This window comes from Vibrio sp. SCSIO 43137 (genome assembly GCF_028201475.1).
GTDB lineage: Bacteria > Pseudomonadota > Gammaproteobacteria > Enterobacterales > Vibrionaceae > Vibrio.
On sequence record NZ_CP116383.1, the window covers coordinates 231167 to 248745 of the forward strand.

23 protein-coding genes are annotated in these 17579 nt (G+C 44.6%); 16 read left to right on the forward strand and 7 right to left on the reverse strand.

The genetic code is table 11. From position 1 onward, the window contains the following. Positions 1 to 24 precede the first annotated feature (24 nt). Positions 25 to 210, reverse strand: coding sequence for a DUF2065 domain-containing protein (locus tag PK654_RS01100; protein WP_271697101.1), 186 nt, complete (start codon positions 208 to 210; stop codon positions 25 to 27). Positions 211 to 403: 193 nt separating this feature from the next. On the opposite strand from PK654_RS01100, the gene PK654_RS01105 reads away from it, so the two are divergent. The 9 genes from PK654_RS01105 to alr all read left to right on the forward strand — a co-directional run bounded on the left by PK654_RS01105 (position 404) and on the right by alr (position 10006). Further along, positions 404 to 1702 carry an adenylosuccinate synthase gene (locus tag PK654_RS01105; RefSeq protein WP_271697102.1) on the forward strand — a complete coding sequence of 433 codons (1299 nt, stop codon included), beginning with the start codon at positions 404 to 406 and terminating at the stop codon, positions 1700 to 1702. Positions 1703 to 1875: 173 nt separating this feature from the next. Beyond that, on the forward strand, positions 1876 to 2514 hold the full coding sequence (gene motX / locus PK654_RS01110) for a flagellar protein MotX (protein ID WP_271697103.1): 639 nt from the start codon (positions 1876 to 1878) through the stop codon (positions 2512 to 2514). Between the two features lie 152 nt (positions 2515 to 2666). Next, positions 2667 to 5144 (forward strand): ribonuclease R, encoded by a 2478-nt coding sequence (rnr, locus tag PK654_RS01115; protein WP_271697105.1) that lies wholly within the window; start codon positions 2667 to 2669, stop codon positions 5142 to 5144. Positions 5145 to 5153: 9 nt separating this feature from the next. Beyond that, complete coding sequence (gene rlmB, locus PK654_RS01120; protein ID WP_271697106.1) at positions 5154 to 5891, forward strand: 23S rRNA (guanosine(2251)-2'-O)-methyltransferase RlmB; 738 nt, start codon at positions 5154 to 5156, stop codon at positions 5889 to 5891. Positions 5892 to 6107: 216 nt separating this feature from the next. Then, positions 6108 to 6506 (forward strand): 30S ribosomal protein S6, encoded by a 399-nt coding sequence (gene rpsF, locus PK654_RS01125; protein WP_271697107.1) that lies wholly within the window; start codon positions 6108 to 6110, stop codon positions 6504 to 6506. Between the two features lie 68 nt (positions 6507 to 6574). Continuing rightward, on the forward strand, positions 6575 to 6802 hold the full coding sequence (gene rpsR, locus PK654_RS01130; RefSeq protein WP_000090471.1) for a 30S ribosomal protein S18: 228 nt from the start codon (positions 6575 to 6577) through the stop codon (positions 6800 to 6802). Between the two features lie 32 nt (positions 6803 to 6834). Continuing rightward, entirely contained in the window at positions 6835 to 7287 is a 453-nt protein-coding gene (gene rplI, locus PK654_RS01135; protein WP_271697178.1) for a 50S ribosomal protein L9, read from the forward strand. A gap of 220 nt (positions 7288 to 7507) precedes the next feature. Further along, positions 7508 to 8902 carry a replicative DNA helicase gene (locus PK654_RS01140; RefSeq protein WP_271697179.1) on the forward strand — a complete coding sequence of 465 codons (1395 nt, stop codon included), beginning with the start codon at positions 7508 to 7510 and terminating at the stop codon, positions 8900 to 8902. A 9-nt stretch (positions 8903 to 8911) separates the two neighbouring features. Beyond that, positions 8912 to 10006 carry an alanine racemase gene (gene alr, locus PK654_RS01145; RefSeq protein ID WP_271697180.1) on the forward strand — a complete coding sequence of 365 codons (1095 nt, stop codon included), beginning with the start codon at positions 8912 to 8914 and terminating at the stop codon, positions 10004 to 10006. Between the two features lie 87 nt (positions 10007 to 10093). On the opposite strand, the gene PK654_RS01150 is transcribed toward alr, so the two are convergent. Then, the gene (locus tag PK654_RS01150; protein WP_271697181.1) at positions 10094 to 10513 is read right to left on the reverse strand and encodes a secondary thiamine-phosphate synthase enzyme YjbQ; all 420 of its coding nucleotides are present in this window, start codon (positions 10511 to 10513) and stop codon (positions 10094 to 10096) included. Positions 10514 to 10790: 277 nt separating this feature from the next. Between PK654_RS01150 and pgi the strand changes: the two genes are divergently transcribed. Continuing rightward, entirely contained in the window at positions 10791 to 12443 is a 1653-nt protein-coding gene (gene pgi / locus PK654_RS01155; protein WP_271697182.1) for a glucose-6-phosphate isomerase, read from the forward strand. A gap of 76 nt (positions 12444 to 12519) precedes the next feature. Here pgi and PK654_RS01160 read toward each other — a convergent pair whose 3' ends face one another. From PK654_RS01160 to PK654_RS01175, 4 genes are all read right to left on the reverse strand, one after another. Continuing rightward, the gene (locus PK654_RS01160; protein WP_171754841.1) at positions 12520 to 12981 is read right to left on the reverse strand and encodes a chemotaxis protein CheX; all 462 of its coding nucleotides are present in this window, start codon (positions 12979 to 12981) and stop codon (positions 12520 to 12522) included. 15 nt (positions 12982 to 12996) lie between these two features. Then, positions 12997 to 13449 (reverse strand): zinc uptake transcriptional repressor Zur, encoded by a 453-nt coding sequence (zur, locus tag PK654_RS01165; protein WP_271698756.1) that lies wholly within the window; start codon positions 13447 to 13449, stop codon positions 12997 to 12999. A 405-nt stretch (positions 13450 to 13854) separates the two neighbouring features. Next, complete coding sequence (locus tag PK654_RS01170; RefSeq protein ID WP_271697183.1) at positions 13855 to 14391, reverse strand: hypothetical protein; 537 nt, start codon at positions 14389 to 14391, stop codon at positions 13855 to 13857. Then, the gene (locus tag PK654_RS01175) at positions 14391 to 14996 is read right to left on the reverse strand and encodes a LexA family transcriptional regulator (RefSeq protein WP_271697185.1); all 606 of its coding nucleotides are present in this window, start codon (positions 14994 to 14996) and stop codon (positions 14391 to 14393) included. Before PK654_RS01175 ends, PK654_RS01170 begins: the two co-directional genes overlap by 1 nt. Before the next feature lie 129 nt (positions 14997 to 15125). Here PK654_RS01175 and PK654_RS01180 point away from each other — a divergent pair, with 129 nt between their 5' ends. Together PK654_RS01180 and PK654_RS01185 are read left to right on the forward strand one after the other, a co-directional pair. Continuing rightward, positions 15126 to 15383 (forward strand): pyocin activator PrtN family protein, encoded by a 258-nt coding sequence (locus tag PK654_RS01180; protein ID WP_271697187.1) that lies wholly within the window; start codon positions 15126 to 15128, stop codon positions 15381 to 15383. A gap of 7 nt (positions 15384 to 15390) precedes the next feature. Further along, the gene (locus PK654_RS01185; RefSeq protein ID WP_271697189.1) at positions 15391 to 15579 is read left to right on the forward strand and encodes a hypothetical protein; all 189 of its coding nucleotides are present in this window, start codon (positions 15391 to 15393) and stop codon (positions 15577 to 15579) included. Between the two features lie 98 nt (positions 15580 to 15677). Here PK654_RS01185 and PK654_RS01190 read toward each other — a convergent pair whose 3' ends face one another. Further along, complete coding sequence (locus PK654_RS01190; RefSeq protein WP_271697191.1) at positions 15678 to 16064, reverse strand: hypothetical protein; 387 nt, start codon at positions 16062 to 16064, stop codon at positions 15678 to 15680. Between the two features lie 243 nt (positions 16065 to 16307). On the opposite strand from PK654_RS01190, the gene PK654_RS01195 reads away from it, so the two are divergent. From PK654_RS01195 to PK654_RS01210, 4 genes are all read left to right on the forward strand, one after another. Beyond that, positions 16308 to 16652, forward strand: coding sequence for a hypothetical protein (locus PK654_RS01195; protein WP_271697193.1), 345 nt, complete (start codon positions 16308 to 16310; stop codon positions 16650 to 16652). 13 nt (positions 16653 to 16665) lie between these two features. Beyond that, positions 16666 to 17013, forward strand: coding sequence for a replication endonuclease (locus PK654_RS01200; protein WP_271697195.1), 348 nt, complete (start codon positions 16666 to 16668; stop codon positions 17011 to 17013). Beyond that, entirely contained in the window at positions 17003 to 17188 is a 186-nt protein-coding gene (locus PK654_RS01205; RefSeq protein ID WP_271697196.1) for a replication endonuclease, read from the forward strand. The genes PK654_RS01200 and PK654_RS01205 overlap by 11 nt, the downstream gene beginning before the upstream one ends. Positions 17189 to 17291: 103 nt before the next feature. Then, positions 17292 to 17483 (forward strand): replication endonuclease, encoded by a 192-nt coding sequence (locus PK654_RS01210; RefSeq protein ID WP_271698758.1) that lies wholly within the window; start codon positions 17292 to 17294, stop codon positions 17481 to 17483. The last annotated feature ends 96 nt before the right edge of the window (positions 17484 to 17579 follow it).

Below are 17579 nucleotides of genomic sequence, written 5' to 3' on the forward strand. Positions count from 1 at the left end.
CTTTTTTTGCCTGAACTTGCTGAGTCAGGAAACCATAAAGGTTATAACGGCACCTGCCACCACCAGACAACCGCCTATTCTTCGTAACTGATTATTGGGGTGCCTGCTCATCTCTGCCACCATTTTTCGCCATCCGTCAGGGGCAATCAAAGGCCCTATACCTTCAGCAATAAGTAGTAGTCCTATCGCCAGCCAAATCGAATTAGTCATTTATAATGCTCTCAGCTTTGTGTGATCTCAGTCGAAAGGCAAACGAGTGCCATTTTTTCAAACTTGCTTGATGTCACATTTCTAATAAAATTAACAAGTTACTAAATTATGACATTTTTTGCGCAAAAAATACCTGCAAGCTGTCAAGTTAGGTGCTAGAATCCATTTTTAACTAGAAGGCAGAACTGAAAAGATGGGAAATAACGTAGTCGTTCTGGGCACCCAATGGGGTGACGAAGGTAAAGGAAAAATCGTAGACCTTTTAACGGAAGATGCAAAATATACTGTTCGCTATCAAGGCGGTCATAATGCAGGTCATACTCTAGTCATCAACGGTGAAAAAACCGTTCTCCACTTAATTCCATCAGGTATTCTTCGCGATAACGTAAAATGCGTTATTGGTAATGGCGTTGTACTCTCTCCTGATGCTCTACTTAAAGAAATGAAACCTCTTGAAGAGCGTGGTATTCCTGTTCGTGAGCGTCTTTTCATTTCTGAAGCATGTCCTCTGATTCTTCCATACCATATTGCTCTTGATCAGGCGCGTGAAGCGGCTCGTGGCAAGAAAGCAATCGGCACAACCGGCCGTGGTATTGGTCCGGCTTATGAAGATAAAGTTGCTCGTCGTGGTCTTCGCGTTGGCGATTTGTTTGATAAAGAAGCTTTTGCAGAGAAGCTAAAAGAAGTCATGGATTTCCATAACTTCCAGCTTAAGCATTTCTATAAAGCGGATCCTGTCAGCTACGAAGAAGTGCTGGAGCAGGCGATGGGATATGCTGATCTTCTGACTTCTATGGTTATCGACGTAACTGATGAGCTGGATAAAGCCCGTCAGCGCGGTGACAAGATTATGTTTGAAGGTGCTCAGGGTACGCTTCTTGATATCGACCACGGTACTTATCCTTACGTAACCTCTTCAAATACCACTGCTGGTGGTGTTGCTGCCGGTTCTGGTTTCGGCCCTCGTCATATCGGTTATATTCTTGGTATTGCTAAAGCTTACTGTACCCGTGTTGGTGCAGGTCCGTTCCCGACAGAGCTGGATGATGAAGTTGGCAACCACTTAGGTACTAAAGGCCATGAATTTGGTGCGACAACTGGCCGTAAGCGTCGTTGTGGCTGGTTTGATGCCGTTGCAATGCGCCGTGCGATTCAAATCAACTCTATTTCTGGTTTCTGCCTGACTAAGCTTGATGTTCTGGATGGCCTTGAAGAGCTGAAAATTTGTACTGGTTACAAGATGGAAGACGGCTCAGTGCTGGAAGTTTCTCCAATGGCGGCAGAAGCTTTTGAACAAGCGACACCAATCTACGAGACTATGCCGGGCTGGACAGAAAATACGTTTGGTGCCAAGTCACTGGACGCACTGCCTCAGGCTGCCCTGGATTATATTAAGAGAATTGAAGAGCTGACAGGCGTACCGGTTGATATCGTTTCAACTGGCCCTGACCGTAATGAAACCATTATTAAGGTTCACCCTTTCAACTCTTAATTGATTTGATTTATTGTGAAAACCGACCCATGTGGTCGGTTTTTGTTTTTCTGCGGTATACTGTACGTTATTGAAGCAATCTGGCAAAATTTTGCCGAGCAATGTCAGCAATACATTAAAGTAAGGCGAAACATTGCCGATAAAGAAGCACGGTATGCAGAAAGAGCGCAGGTATGAAGCTAAGGATCATAGCCGCTTCTCTCTTATTGGCCTTGTCCCCCCTGTCTAAAGCAAAAGCTGAGACCGCAGATATCGGGGCGCCGGTGCCAATATACACAGAAGCTGAGCTGATTAAGTTAATTGAAGATAATAAGCACCTTGAACGCGTAAAAGCGGACAAGTGTCAGTTAGTCGAAGATATTGTTGCCCGCGCAACACGTATCAGCCTGCCTGCGTATGAATTTCTTTATGGTGACATGCTTTCATGGGGCGTGTGTGTTGAGCAGGATGTAGAACTTGGCCTGTATTACATCGAAAATGCCGCACAACAAGGTTTGCCATCCGCTCTTGAGCAGCTAGGCCGCTATTACTCCCGTGGTACGCTGGTACAGCAGGATAAAGAGAGAGCCATTCCATACCTTCGTGAAGCCGCAGCTATGGGTAATGTAAAGGCGCGTATTCACCTTGCAGAGCTGTTACTGAGAGATTACGGCAGCCCGCTGGATTATGAAGATGCTTATCGCTGGCTATACAACTCTGTAACTTCAGATAAACGTGTTCATAAGCGTATTGCTGTGCTGCGCGACGGCCTTGCGACCAGAATGCCGGAGAACATTATTGCCAGAGCGAAACGTCGCGATGTGTTCTGGTAAAAAATGAATTAATCTCTGACTTCATAGCCGATGCGCCCTGAATGATTTCAGGGCGTTTTAGTTTCAGAGAGAATTATTAAGCATTTCTGTAGCTTATACAGAATCTTCTATATACTTATTACTATAACCCTCCCTTTAAAGCAGGTTTGCTTATGTCAGAAAAAACACCCGTAGATCAATTTGCCGCACGTGAAGCTGATAACTATGAAAATCCGATTCCGAGCAGAGAATTTATTCTGGATTATCTGGCGGAAGCGAATGTGCCAATGAACCGCAACGATCTGTTTGCCGTATTAGGGCTGTCAGGTGAAGATCAGTATGAAGGACTGCGCCGCCGGTTAAGAGCCATGGAGCGGGACGGACAACTGGTATTTACCCGTCGCCAGTGCTACGCCTTACCCGATAAGCTTGAGATGATTAAAGGCTATATTATCGGTCACAAAGATGGTCACGGCTGGGTTCGTCCGGAAGGCAGTGTCGGTAAAGATAAAGATGTCCTGCTTCCTCATCACCAGATGCGAACAATTATTCATGGTGACTACGTATTAGTTCAACCGACCGGAAAAGATAAGCGGGGCCGTAAAGAGGGCAGGCTGGTCAGGGTTCTGGAAGAGCGAAAAACCCAGATTGTCGGCCGTTTCTTTATGGATCAGGGTTATGCCTATGTAGTACCAGACGACTCCCGCATCAGTCAGGATATATTGATTCCTGAAAACGAGAAGCTGGGTGCCCGTATGGGCAACGTGGTGGTGATTGAGATTACCGATCGCGGCAGCCGTGCCCGTGGAATGACAGGTAAAGTGGTTGAAGTGCTGGGAGAGAACATGGCTCCCGGTATGGAAACGCAAATTGCAATCCGTACTCACCAGATCCCAAATGAGTGGCCGCCAGAGGTAGAAGAACAGATTAAAAACCTCGGAGATGAGGTTCCTGAACAAGCAAAAGAAGGAAGAGTGGATTTAAGAGATCTTCCGTTAGTCACTATTGACGGAGAAGATGCCCGCGATTTTGACGATGCTGTCTATTGTGAGAAGAAAAGCAGCGGCGGCTGGCGTCTGTGGGTGGCGATTGCCGATGTGAGCTACTACGTTCGTCCGGATACCGCACTGGATAAAGAGGCCATTAACCGTGGTAACTCGGTTTATTTCCCGTCTCAGGTTGTACCTATGCTGCCGGAAGTGCTTTCTAATGGTCTCTGCTCACTTAACCCGCAGGTTGATCGTTTGTGTATGGTGTGTGAGATGACGGTCTCTGCCACTGGCAAACTATCAGGTTACAAACATTACGAAGCGGTGATGAACTCTCATGCCCGTTTAACCTATACCAAGGTTGATGCAATGCTAAATGGCGATGAGGAGCTGAGAGAGCGTTATTCTGCCATTGTTCCTCACGTGGAAGAGCTGCACAACATGTATAAAGTGTTGAAAAAGGCCAGAGACCACCGCGGTGCCATTGAGTTTGAGACGGTAGAGACTAAGTTTATTTTCAACGCAGATCGTAAGATCGACCGTATTGAACCTGTGATCAGGAATGATGCTCATAAGCTGATTGAAGAGTGTATGATTCTGGCTAATATCGCGTCTGCTTCACTAGTTGAAAAGCTGAAAGAACCGGCTCTGTTCCGTATCCATGAATCGCCGGGAGAAGAGAGACTTACCGGCTTTAAAGACTTCCTGAGTGAACTGGGCTTAAGCTTGCAAGGCGGGCTGGAACCGTCACCGACGGATTATGCTGACCTGATGAAAATGATCAGTGAACGCCCCGATAAAGAGCTTATCCAGACCATGCTGCTGCGCTCAATGAAGCAGGCGGTTTACAATGCCGATAATGCCGGTCACTTCGGTCTGGCGTTAAAGAGATATGCTCACTTTACTTCGCCTATACGCCGTTATCCTGACTTACTTCTTCACCGGGCAATCAAATATCTGATCGCTAAAAATGAAGGTCGTAACAAAGATCGCTGGACACCAACCGGTGGTTATCACTACGCCTTTGATGATATGGATTTCTATGGTGAGCAGTGCTCGATGACAGAGCGCCGCGCCGACGATGCAACCCGCGAAGTGTCAGACTGGCTGAAGTGCGAATATATGCAGGATCATGTCGGCGAAGAGCTTGAAGGTGTTATTGCCAATGTTACTGGTTTTGGCTTCTTTGTCCGTTTGTCGGAGCTTCATATTGATGGTCTGGTGCATATCTCAACACTGGCTAATGACTATTACCAGTATGATGCCATCGGCCAAAAGCTGATTGGTGAAAGTTCCGGTCAGATCTACCGCCTTGGCGACTGTGTAAAAGTGAAAGTACTCTCCGTTAACCTCGATGATCGGCAAATTGACTTTGAAATTATCGAAACAAGTCGTAAGCTACGCGGCAAAGGAAAAACGGCGAAGAAGCGAGCTGCATCTGCTGAGAAAAAAGCGATGTCGAAAAAGAAAGCCGCTGCGAAATCGCAAAGAGCGGGTCGCCCTGCTAAAGCTCTGGTTGAGCCGACTAAAAGGCCTGACGGGACATCTGATGAGCAGGAAGGGAAACGAACCCGTAAGAAAACCAAGGCAGAGAAAGCCCGTAAGAAAAAGTCCAGAGCGAAAAAGAGTAAAGCTCATGGAAAGAAAAAAGCATCTAAATAGAGTTGAATAATGAGTAACGAATTTATTTACGGAATACACGCAGTAAAAGCTGTACTTGAAAAAGATCCGGCCCGTTTTATAGAAGCTTTTGTGCTGAAAGGCCGTCAGGACGATCGTCTGATGCCTCTGCTGAATCAATTGCAGAATTTTGGGGTTTCTATCCAGCAGATGGGTCGAAAGGCACTGGATGATAAAGCCAGAGGCGCCAATCATCAGGGCATTATTGCCAAAGTAAAACCGGCTAAAACCTTAAATGAAAATGATCTGGATACCATTCTGACTCAGAGCGAGCAACCGCTGTTTCTGATACTGGATGGTGTAACGGACCCTCATAACCTTGGTGCCTGTCTGCGAAATGCCGATGCAGCAGGTGTTGCAGCCGTTATTGTACCGAAAGATAAGTCGGCTCCACTTAGTGCGACAGTGAGCAAAGTTGCCTGCGGTGCAGCGGAAACCGTGCCGCTAATTCGTGTGACCAATCTGGCTCGTACTATGCGTATGATGCAGGAGCAGGGAGTATGGATTGTGGGTACTGCCGGTGAGGCAACTCACGATATCTATCAGGCTAAACTGAAGGGCTCATTGGCTATTGTGATGGGTGCTGAAGGGGACGGCATGCGCCGTCTTACCCGTGAAACCTGTGATGATCTGATTAAGATTCCTATGGCAGGAAGTGTCTCCAGCCTGAACGTTTCAGTAGCCAGTGGCATCTGTCTGTTTGAGGCCGTTCGTCAACGTAACCTGTAAGCGCTATCCCTGATTTCTCTTCTTAATTCACTCTGCCCGTAAGGGCAGAGTTTGTCTGCGGTTTTATCTGTCTGAATCAGGCAAAAATCGCTTGCTACCAGCGCTGAATTTCTATACTATTTGCCGTCCTTAATTCTCGGTCATTTACTTTAGTTCCTTGCTTCCCCTGGACGACCGAGCCATTCGTGGAAGCTACTAATCCGTAAGGAGCAAACAATGCGTCATTACGAAATCGTATTCATGGTGCACCCTGATCAAAGCGAGCAAGTTGCTGGCATGATCGAGCGTTACACTGGTTCTATCACAGAAGCTGGCGGTACTGTACACCGTCTGGAAGACTGGGGTCGTCGTCAAATGGCTTACCCAATCAACAAGCTTCACAAAGCACACTACGTTCTTATGAACGTTGAAGCTGACCAAGCTGTGATTGATGAGCTAGAGACTGCTTTCCGTTTTAACGATGCAGTTCTTCGTAACATGATCATGCGTACTAAAACTGCTGTAACTGAACAATCTATTATGCTTAAGCAGAAAGAAGAGCGTGCAGAGCGTGCTCCTCGTCGTGAAGAGCGTTCAGAAGCTAAGCCTGAAGCTAAGCCAGAAGCAGCTGAGTAATTTATCTGACTTTTGTCATTTAAACGACTCACCAACTTAACTCAAATTTGAAGATTAGGAGATAGCCCATGGCTCGTTTCTTCCGTCGTCGTAAATTCTGCCGTTTCACTGCAGAAGGCGTACAAGAGATTGATTACAAAGACGTAGCAACTCTTAAAAACTACATCACAGAAGCTGGTAAAATCGTACCTAGCCGTATCACTGGTACAAGCGCTAAATATCAGCGTCAACTAGCTCGCGCTATCAAGCGTGCTCGTTACCTAGCACTACTGCCTTACACTGATAAGCATCAGTAATCGCACGTTTTATTAAGAGAGAGGATTAAACAATGCAAGTTATTCTACTTGATAAAATCGGTAACCTGGGTGGTCTTGGTGACACTGTAAACGTTAAATCTGGTTACGCTCGTAACTTCCTTATCCCTCAGAATAAGGCAGTAATGGCTACTAAAGCTAACGTTGAAATGTTCGAAGCTCGTCGTGCTGAACTAGAAGCTAAAGTTGCTGAGCAACTGTCTGCTGCACAAGCTCGTGCAGAGAAAGTTGAAGCTCTTGAAGCTATCGTTATCGCTTCTAAAGCTGGTGACGAAGGTAAACTATTCGGTTCTATCGGTACTCGTGACATCGCTGACGCAGTAACTGCTGCTGGCGTTGAAGTTGCTAAGAGCGAAGTTCGCCTGCCTGAAGGTGCTCTACGTAACACTGGTGAGTTTGAAATCAGCATCCAGCTTCACTCTGAAGTATTTGCTACTATCAAACTAGAAGTTGTTGCTGCTGAGTAATTCAGTATCAGAACGAAATTAAAAACACCAGCCGCTTGGCTGGTGTTTTTTTATCTGCCCGATTATCCGCTTTTGAATCCATATCACTGATATTCCGTCTCTAGCCTTTTTTCAGATCTTACTTTTTATTTTTTCTCCTCTAATGTTTCGCTATGGTTCTGTTTTAATTGAAGCGAATGCCGTTATAATGTCCGGCTATAACGAGTAACAGAGTAGTCCCATGGCCGAAGTGCAAAACAAATCAAAAAATGATGCTCAGATTGATGCTATCAAGGTTCCTCCGCATTCACTGGAAGCGGAGCAGTCAGTTATTGGTGGTTTGTTATTGGACAACGAGCGCTGGGATACGGTTGCTGAAAAGGTGGTCGCCAAAGACTTTTACAGCCGGCCTCACCGCCATATTTTTGAAGCGGTAAAATCCATTCTGGAGAACAGTGAACCGCTGGATTTGATTACTCTGTCAGAGTTTCTCGAGCAAAGAGAACAGCTTGAAGATGTTGGTGGCTTTGCTTATCTGGCGGATTTAGCTAAGAACACACCAACGGCTGCCAACATTAACGCTTATGCTGAAATTGTTGCAGAGCGGGCACTGGTCCGCAACCTGATTGGCGTTGCAAATGAAATTGCTGATGCCGGTTATGATCCTCAGGGCAGAACCTCGGAAGATCTTCTTGATCTGGCAGAAACAAAAGTTTTTGCCATTGCTGAAGAGCGAACCAGTGAAAATGAAGGCCCGCAAAGTGTTGATTCGATTCTGGAGAAAACCCTTGAGCGGATTGAAATCCTGTATAAGTCGCCTCAGGATGGTGTAACAGGACTGGATACAGGCTTCTCTGATCTGAATAAGAAGACGGCCGGTTTGCAAGGCTCGGATCTGGTTATTGTTGCTGCCCGTCCTTCCATGGGTAAAACCACCTTTGCCATGAACTTGTGTGAAAATGCTGCCATGGCGCAGGATAAGCCGGTGCTTATTTTCTCACTTGAGATGCCCTCGGAACAGCTGATGATGCGTATGCTGGCATCCTTGTCGCGGGTTGATCAAACCAAGATCCGTACCGGTCAGCTGGATGATGAAGACTGGGCCCGAATCTCTTCTACCATGGGTATTCTCATGGAGAAGAAGAACATGATGATAGACGACAGTTCCGGCCTTACTCCGACAGAATTGCGCTCAAGGGCAAGACGTGTGGCCCGTGAACACGGTGGTATCAGCATGATCATGGTCGACTACCTTCAGCTAATGAGGGTTCCGTCGCTGTCTGATAACCGTACGCTGGAAATTGCCGAGATATCCCGCTCCCTTAAAGCTCTGGCTAAAGAGTTGAATGTTCCGGTAGTGGCACTTTCTCAGCTTAACCGTTCATTGGAGCAACGGGCAGATAAACGACCAGTTAACTCAGATTTGCGTGAATCGGGATCGATCGAGCAGGATGCCGACCTTATTATGTTTATTTATCGTGATGAGGTTTATCACCCGGATAGCACGCTAAAAGGAATTGCAGAAATCATTATAGGTAAACAGCGTAACGGCCCGATCGGTTCAGTTCGCTTAACCTTCCAGGGGCAGTTCTCCCGTTTCGATAACTATGCGGGACCTGCATTTGACGACGAATAAGGATATTCGATGAGCAATATTAAAGCAGCAACAGCCTGTATCGATCTCGATGCACTTAAGTCTAACTTTCATAAAATTGCCGCGCAGGCGCCTGACAGTAAGCTGATTGCCATTATTAAGGCTAATGCATACGGGCACGGCATACTAAATATAGCTAACAGCATCAAATCTGCTGATGCCTTTGGTGTTGCGCGTATTGAAGAGGCGTTGCAATTAAAAGCGGCCGGAATAGTAAAGCCTGTTATCCTGCTGGAAGGTTTCTACTTTGCTGAAGACCTGCACATATTGTCGGCTAATAACCTGCATACCACAGTGCACAATATTGAACAGCTGGAAGCACTGGAAAAAGCCGAGCTGGATTCACCTGTTAAGGTATGGCTGAAGGTGGATACCGGAATGCACCGCCTTGGTATCAAGCCGGAAGAGTACCAGATGTTTTTGCAGCGACTAAATCAATGTAAAAACGTGATTAAACCTGTCAATGTGATGAGTCACTTCGCCTGTGCTGATGACTTAGATAATCCGGTGACTCCCGATCAGATCGAACTGTTTTTATCCCTGACGAAAGAGTGTGAAGGTGAGCGCTCACTAGCTGCCTCGGCCGGTATTCTTGCCTGGCCGGAAAGCCGATTAGAGTGGAACCGCCCGGGAATTATCCTTTATGGTGTATCTCCGTTTAATGATAAGCCGGCCAAAGAACTGGGCTACTCTGCTGTGATGACCCTTAAATCTTGCCTGATCGCGGTAAGGGAAGTGAAAGCCGGTGAAAAGGTCGGATATGGCGGTGTCTGGACTTGTGAAAAAGATACCAAAGTTGGTGTGATTGCTGTCGGTTATGGCGATGGTTACCCGAGAATGGCGCCGAATGGTACGCCGGTCTGGGTAAATGGCAGAATAGTGCCACTGTCCGGCCGTGTTTCCATGGATATGTTGACAGTTGATCTCGGTATTGATGCTACAGATAAAGTCGGAGATGAGGCTATTCTGTGGGGTAAGGAGCTACCGGCAGAAGTCGTCGCCAGCCATATAGGCACAATTGGTTATGAACTGGTAACTAAGCTGACATCCAGAGTGGAAATGAAATATCTCTCCCATAAGAGCTAAAACAAAAAACAGGAACCCAGTTGGGTTCCTGTTCTGTTTTCGGCCAAATAGAAAAAGTGCTGTGCAGTATACTTACCATTACGCAGTTTATTTACCATTAATTGTGGCGACAACTCTTCGTGAACCACCGTGGTTTCTGTGCTCTCCCAGATAAATACCCTGCCATGTTCCTAATGCCAGCCTTCCTGCTGAAATTGGAATGGTCACACTGCTACCCAGAATAGAGGCTTTTATATGTGCCGGCATATCATCCTGTCCTTCGTAGGTGTGCAGGTAGTAGGGGGCGTTCTCAGGCACAAAGCGATTGAAATGACTCTCCATATCATTGCGCACGGTAGGATCGGCATTTTCATTTAAGGTTAAGCTGGCAGAAGTGTGTTGTATAAACAGATGGACGGTGCCGATAGAAAGGTTAGTTATTTCCGGAATATGTTGTTCAATTTCATCAGAAATCAAATGAAAGCCCCGTTCTCTTGGCTTTAGCTGAATTATTTTTTGCGTCCACATAATGATGTTTCTCTCGATTAATTTGGCTTTAAGTCTATTAGATAGTATTGTTTACCAATCGTTATCGTTGATTCAGAGCTTACCTGATATAACTCAATAATAACTATTCTGAGTTAAGCCATAATCTCAGACTGAAAATTTATAACAACGATTTGCCATTGTTCTATTGTGATAATAATGAGTTAAATCACGCTATTTTGCTAAATCGGGGGTTCACTAAGTCAAAAATAACCTAGGCTTAGTTGAATAAAACCTACTTAACATCGGGATAATCACCATGTTGAAAAACATCAATCCAACACATACACAGGCTTGGAAAGCACTGACGGCTCATTTTGAGTCAGCTCAGGATATGGATCTTAAAACGCTGTTTGCTAAAGATGAAGCACGTTTTGACAACTTCTCAACTCAGTTCGGCTCAGACATTTTAGTCGACTATTCAAAGAACTTAGTTGATCAAGAGACCATGACCAAGCTTTTTGCTCTGGCTGAAGAGACTGAACTAAAAGCTGCTATCGACGCTATGTTCAGCGGTGAAGCGATCAACAAGACTGAGGGACGTGCCGTTCTTCATACTGCTCTTCGTAACCGTAGCAACAAGCCGGTAATGGTAGACGGACAAGATGTGATGCCGGCAGTTAATGCGGTACTGGAAAAGATGAAGTCTTTCACTGATCGTGTTATCTCAGGTGACTGGAAAGGCTACACAGGTAAAGCCATCACAGATGTGGTGAATATCGGCATCGGTGGTTCGGATCTTGGCCCATACATGGTGACAGAAGCATTAGCACCATATAAAAACCATCTGAACATGCATTTCGTTTCTAACGTTGATGGTACTCACATTGTAGAAACACTGAAGAAAGTGGATCCTGAAACTACTCTGTTCCTGATCGCTTCAAAAACCTTCACCACACAAGAGACCATGACCAACGCCCACTCAGCACGTGACTGGTTCCTTGCTCAGGCTGGTGATGAAGCTCATGTTGCTAAGCACTTTGCTGCCCTTTCTACCAATGCTAAGTCTGTTTCTGAGTTCGGCATCGACACTGATAACATGTTTGAGTTTTGGGACTGGGTTGGCGGCCGTTACTCTCTATGGTCTGCTATCGGTCTGTCTATCGCTCTATGCGTAGGTTATGACAACTATATTGAGCTGCTAGCCGGTGCTCACGATATGGATAACCACTTTGTGGAGACTCCGTTTGAAGAAAATATTCCGGTCATTCTTGCATTGATCGGCCTTTGGTATAACAACTTCCACGGTGCTGAGTCTGAAGCGATTCTTCCTTATGACCAGTACATGCACCGTTTTGCGGCTTACTTCCAGCAAGGCAACATGGAATCAAATGGTAAGTATGTGGATCGCAACGGTGAAGAGGTTTCTTACCAGACTGGCCCTATCATCTGGGGTGAGCCGGGAACCAATGGTCAGCACGCTTTCTACCAATTGATCCATCAGGGAACTAAGTTGATCCCTTGTGACTTTATTGCTCCGGCACTTAGCCATAACCCGGCAGGTGACCACCATCAGAAACTGATGTCTAACTTCTTTGCCCAGACTGAAGCTCTGGCCTTTGGTAAGACAAAAGAGCAGGTAGAAGCTGAATTTGCTGCGGCAGGTAAGAGCGCTGAAGAAGTAAAAGATCTGGTGGCGTTTAAAGTGTTTGAAGGTAACCGCCCGACTAACTCAATTCTGGTTAAGAAGGTTACTCCGAGAGTACTTGGTAACCTGGTTGCAATGTATGAGCATAAGATCTTTGTTCAGGGCATTATCTGGAACATCTTCAGTTTTGATCAGTGGGGTGTAGAGCTTGGTAAGCAACTTGCGAACCAAATCCTGCCTGAACTGGCTGATGAGTCTCCGGTAGACACTCACGACAGCTCAACAAATGGTTTGATCAACGCATTTAAAGCGTTCAAAGCGTAATTGGTTTTTAACTAAACCAGAAATGAAAAAAGCTGATGGAAACATCAGCTTTTTTAGTCTTTGCGGGAGTGAAAAATCACTCGAAGCAGATTTCAATAAAGGCGTTACCCCACTCAGAGGTAAATGGCATGATAATAATGGCACCTTCACACTTGTGGCGAATGGTGTGGCCTTTACCGGATACAACAATTGGTGTTGCCATATCAAACTCAAAGCCGCTGTCAGACAAAATACGCTTAGCACCACCGGTAACCATATTGGTGATTTCACCAACCATATCGGTCACTTCTTCGTTAATGCCGTTTGGTCGCTCACCCAGCATGTTCTGCATAATCTCTAGTGCGAGACCTTCATCAAAGGTGATAGACATAGAGCCTTTAGATTGATCGCCAACCATACCAATCAATCCGGATACATCACCGCGAGCAATTTCATCTTTTTTAACTCTTGGCTTTTGAGGCTTCAGTTCTAGAGAAGCCATAGTTTTTAGAACATTCATTAACGAAGCTAAAAACGGGTTTACAAATTCCGCGCGCATAACACTCTTTCTATCTTAATTCTTCATGCTTGAAAGGCAGGACTTACAGGTTCCGTGCGTTTCAATGACATGATCTGTTATATGAAAACCGTGCTGTTCAGCATTACTAGCCAGCAAAGCCATCAGACTATCATCTTGTTGCTCAATGACGGAACCGCACTGGTCACAAATAAGCAGTTGCGAGTAGTGCTTGTTTTGCCCGCACAGGCAGCAAGAGATAAAACTGTTATTTGATTCAACCTTATGGATGAATCCTTGTTCTAGCAGAAAATCCAGAGCACGATAAATCGTAGGGGGCTTTGCCTGAGGTTCACTCTCTTTAAGTTGCTCAAGCAGATCGTAGGCACTGGATGCACCTTTGTTGCCGCAGATAAGTTCGAAAACTCGTTTACGTTGAGGAGTAAACCTCACTCCCCGAGATTCACAAATACCTGAGACATGTTCAAGTAGAGCCTGATCCAAATCGATCCCCCGAATACATGGACTAACTTAATAATACACTATTTATAACCAAACATTATAGCTTGATGTGATACATAACCCTAAGATAAAACTCTATATCTGATCAAGTTAATCATGCAATTTATCTCATTTTGCTAAATGATTTCTCTACCGGGCAGGCAACTTTTCTACCTGATAGCAACAAGATCGATTACAATGCGCGCCTGTAAAGCTGCCGGGATCCTGTTTCCGAAGCAGAAAGGTCGGTTTAATACTGTTTTATATCAAGGTTATCACTTATGCACCCATCCTCCCGATTTTCCATAGCACCCATGCTCGATTGGACTCACTTTTAAGCTATAACTAGGTGTACGTGTGAGTCATCCGTACTATGTGAGTACTACTTTAAATTTTACATTCTCGCTACTGATGTTATTGATTTAATATTTTAGCAATTTCTTCTCCTCCCGAACCTAACTCTTGTTTAAAGTACTTGCTGTTGATTTTTTTTATAGTTGTGGTTAAGACTAGGTTGTGGCTAATTTTGTAATTACTTGCTTGGTGCTTGGTTAAAGCTATTTCGATGTATTCATTCGATTTAATCGTCACTAATTCTCTTATGGATTCATGTAGAAACCATTGATGAAAGTAGATAGTGTGAATATTTAAATCTTGCTGGGAAGTATTGTGGATTATCAAACTAACAGACTGATCTGCATTTTTGCTAAATGTATGTGCTACCTCAGCTTTGCTTTTGTTGACTTGGAAGAAGCTAGATGTGATAAGCGCAATAGAAGCTACGGAGAGACTCATTAAGCTAAATATGAAAGAGAAATCTAGCTTTTTTTCAGAATTATTAAAAAGATAAATAAAGTAGATACAAACTGCGATTATAAATCCAGTAGATAAATAGAAGTAAATTTGTGCGGCTAGATTGCTTCTTTTTAATGCTGAATGGCTTAATTTCATTACATTCTCTGCCCTGACCAAACAACCTCTCCAATAATCTCGAAGTCTGCGCTTTGCACATCATTCTTGCTTAGCTCCCATGGTTCATAAGCGTCATTATCACTAACAACTTTGATTCCATTTGGCAGAAATTGGAGGCGTTTAACCATTAAACGACCATCGTACCTAAAGACATAGACTCCGTCGGTAGAGAAACCATCAACTCGATTAACCATTACAATACTTTGATTTTTTAGAGTAGGCGTCATGCTGTCGCCTCTTACTGGCATCAAAAAAATATTATTTGGGTTATAACCTAAATCTTGGCGAAGAAACTTTTCACTAAAAACCATTGCTTGTGATTCTTCTTCTTTCTCCACCAATGCTCCATTACCTGCGCTTACTTCGATATCAAAAAATTTCAACTCTAAGTATCCGCGAGGCAAGACAGAGCCAGTCTCTGCGATCTCTTTTGCTTTCAGAAAAATATCATTTGGAATTTTGTCTCTTTTTTTCCAAGTTTGAATAGTTGAAGGTGATATGCCTAAAACTCTGGCTAACTCTGTGTTTTTGCTGGTTTTAGTTATTTTTTTTAACTCTTCAATTTTATCATTTACTTCAGACATAGAGGTTCACCTATGGGTCAAAGTGGGTCATTTGTGTTGCATTTGAATGTAAGTGGTTCTATAGTGGGTCAAAATCAGTTGAGACACACTTGAACCTCTTTTAATTGTTCAGAATCGCATAGGTGACCCATGAATACAACATTCGCACTAGTTGCACGATTTGAAAGCTCTACAGTAGAGCTAAAGCAAATCAGCCAAGAATTTCTTGGCATAACTCCAAAAACAGCAGAGCAGAAAGCGAAAGCCTGTGATCTGCCTTTTCCTACTTTCAAGCTTCGTGATTCCGAGCGTAGCCCTACGTTAGTGAAGCTAGAAGACTTAGGCGCTTATATCGATAAGCAGTACCAAGAAGCCCGTGAAGAGTGGGAAAGCGTGAATGTTCATTGAGGGGGAAATGATGGATGTTGATTTCAATCCGGGTATATCAATTGAAGATTTGCCTATCACTTCACCTTGTCACGCTCCGTGTCCAGATATGGAAGGCATGAAAAATTTCGATGCCAGCCAAAACCAGCGTCGTTTGTATTTGCTGGATAAGCTACGTGAAAAGCATGGACTAAAAAAAGGAACTAATCATGAATAAGCCCGTTACCCGTTCGATAATAAGAGCTTACCCATATATGAAAATGTATGTTTGCAAGTTCCTGAAGTCAGGAACAGTAGAAGAATTAAGAAAAGAACTTAATCAGAACTGGGCTTCTTAAACATGCTTCTTATTTCACGTGTTTTTTCAGCCATATATTCTTCATCGTAATACTTTAATTCGTATTCAGGAACATGAAAAACAGCATCGTACCCGTTGATAGCCTCAGACTCTTTGTTGTAACAATCGAAGTCAATCTCTTCGAGGTACTCACAGAGATTAACGAACTCATTCAGACCAATGGTTTTGAATGTTCGATAAGGTTTAAATTTAGCAATCTGTTCTTCAATATCACCAACTGGAAGAATTGCAACGGTCATTACCTTTCCCAACCTTGGAGAGGGTGGCTGTTGTTGTATGTATTCTTCAATCTGCCAATCTTGTTGTGGCTCTTTACCGTGGAGTTTATGTTTTTTCGATTTCACTATTTATGCTCCCTAACCAACTATAAAACAAAGACTAACAGAGTATCAGAAGTGTTAAATAATGTAAGAGAAATGGAGGTGACATTATGAGTTCTTTTGCACGTTTTAGTAAAACTGAAGTTAGCCCATCGTTTTCTCAGTACATCACCAACATGACCGCGCATTTACCTAAAATCGTTAGGAAGGGATATCGATTTTAAGGTAAGCGCACGGCTACGCAGAGCCGGAGCAACAGAGCGCGGTTTGGCTCTGTTTGCCGGTGACGTAAAGCGATTTGCTGAAAAGCATACCCAATACATCATTGATAAGTATCCCTTCGCTCAAGTCTCGAATGATGCTATGCCAGATTATGACTTGAACCATGACATTCTGGTTAGTGATGAACGCTGCAAGGCGTTTGCTGAATATCTGACAGGAGAGTTTGAGCGCATCATTAATGCGATTGAACCTGAAGAGTCAGTTGAGGGCGACCCGTGCGGGTTGGCTTACCTAAATACCTTATGGGATGCTTATTCTCAAATGGCTGAGAGACTACTCAGTAACTCTATTCAGCCGCCGGTTATGCAATTTAACGCAAAAGACCGTTGAAGATAGAATTTATGTGTTAGAAGGCGCGGTTAAACGCTGCTTTGATGTCACTTATCTTATCCGAAAGCTAAAGCGTCTGCGCAAGCAATACATTGAGTATTCACAAATCGTTGTGGGGAATGTTGGTAAGAAAAAGCATCAGCACATCTATGTCTCTGCTTACTCTTTTTCTGTGTTTAAACGTCAAATGCGTGAGGCTCAAGAGTTCCTTGAATCCATGAGCGTGGTGAACACTGAAACCCTGACTGAATTTTGCCTTAAAGATGTGGCCGAGCGTACCACCGCTAACCCTGCTAACCGCCGTGTCGAATGGTGGTTCGTACCCGTGGTGATGAGGAAAGAGCATAGATATGGGCTTTGATGGTGTTTTCCTGACTTGGACACTGCCAAGTAAATATCATCGCCAGTCCAGAAAGTGGAATGGCTGCACAGTGAAAGAGGCTCACAGAAACCTTATGGAGCAATGGAAGCTGGCACGGGCGCATTTAAAAAGCATGAGATCAAGTGGTTTGGGTTACGGTGGCCGAGCCACATAAAGACGGCACCTCATGCTCACATGTTCCTGTATGTGCTGCCTGAACAAAAGAAGCACTCATTAGAATCTGTGAGCAGATTGCCACTGCCGAAGATAAAGGCGAGCTGTACAACAAGCACGGCCAGTTAGATATCTCTCCGCGCTTTAAAGCCAAGCTTTGCGACCCTGCCAAAGGCGGCGCAACGGCTTACATCATCAAATACATTTCCAAGAACATTAACGGCGCCTACATGCCAGAGGCAAACGCCGATGATTTAGCGTTATCGGTTCGCGCTTGGGCGTCTATCTGGGGTTAAGCAATTTTCAGTCAGGCTCACCAACCGTAGGGTGGCGTCAGCTTCGCCGCGCTTCTGAGTTTGATGTGGCTTTTGATGAAGAGCTGGCGAGCTTCG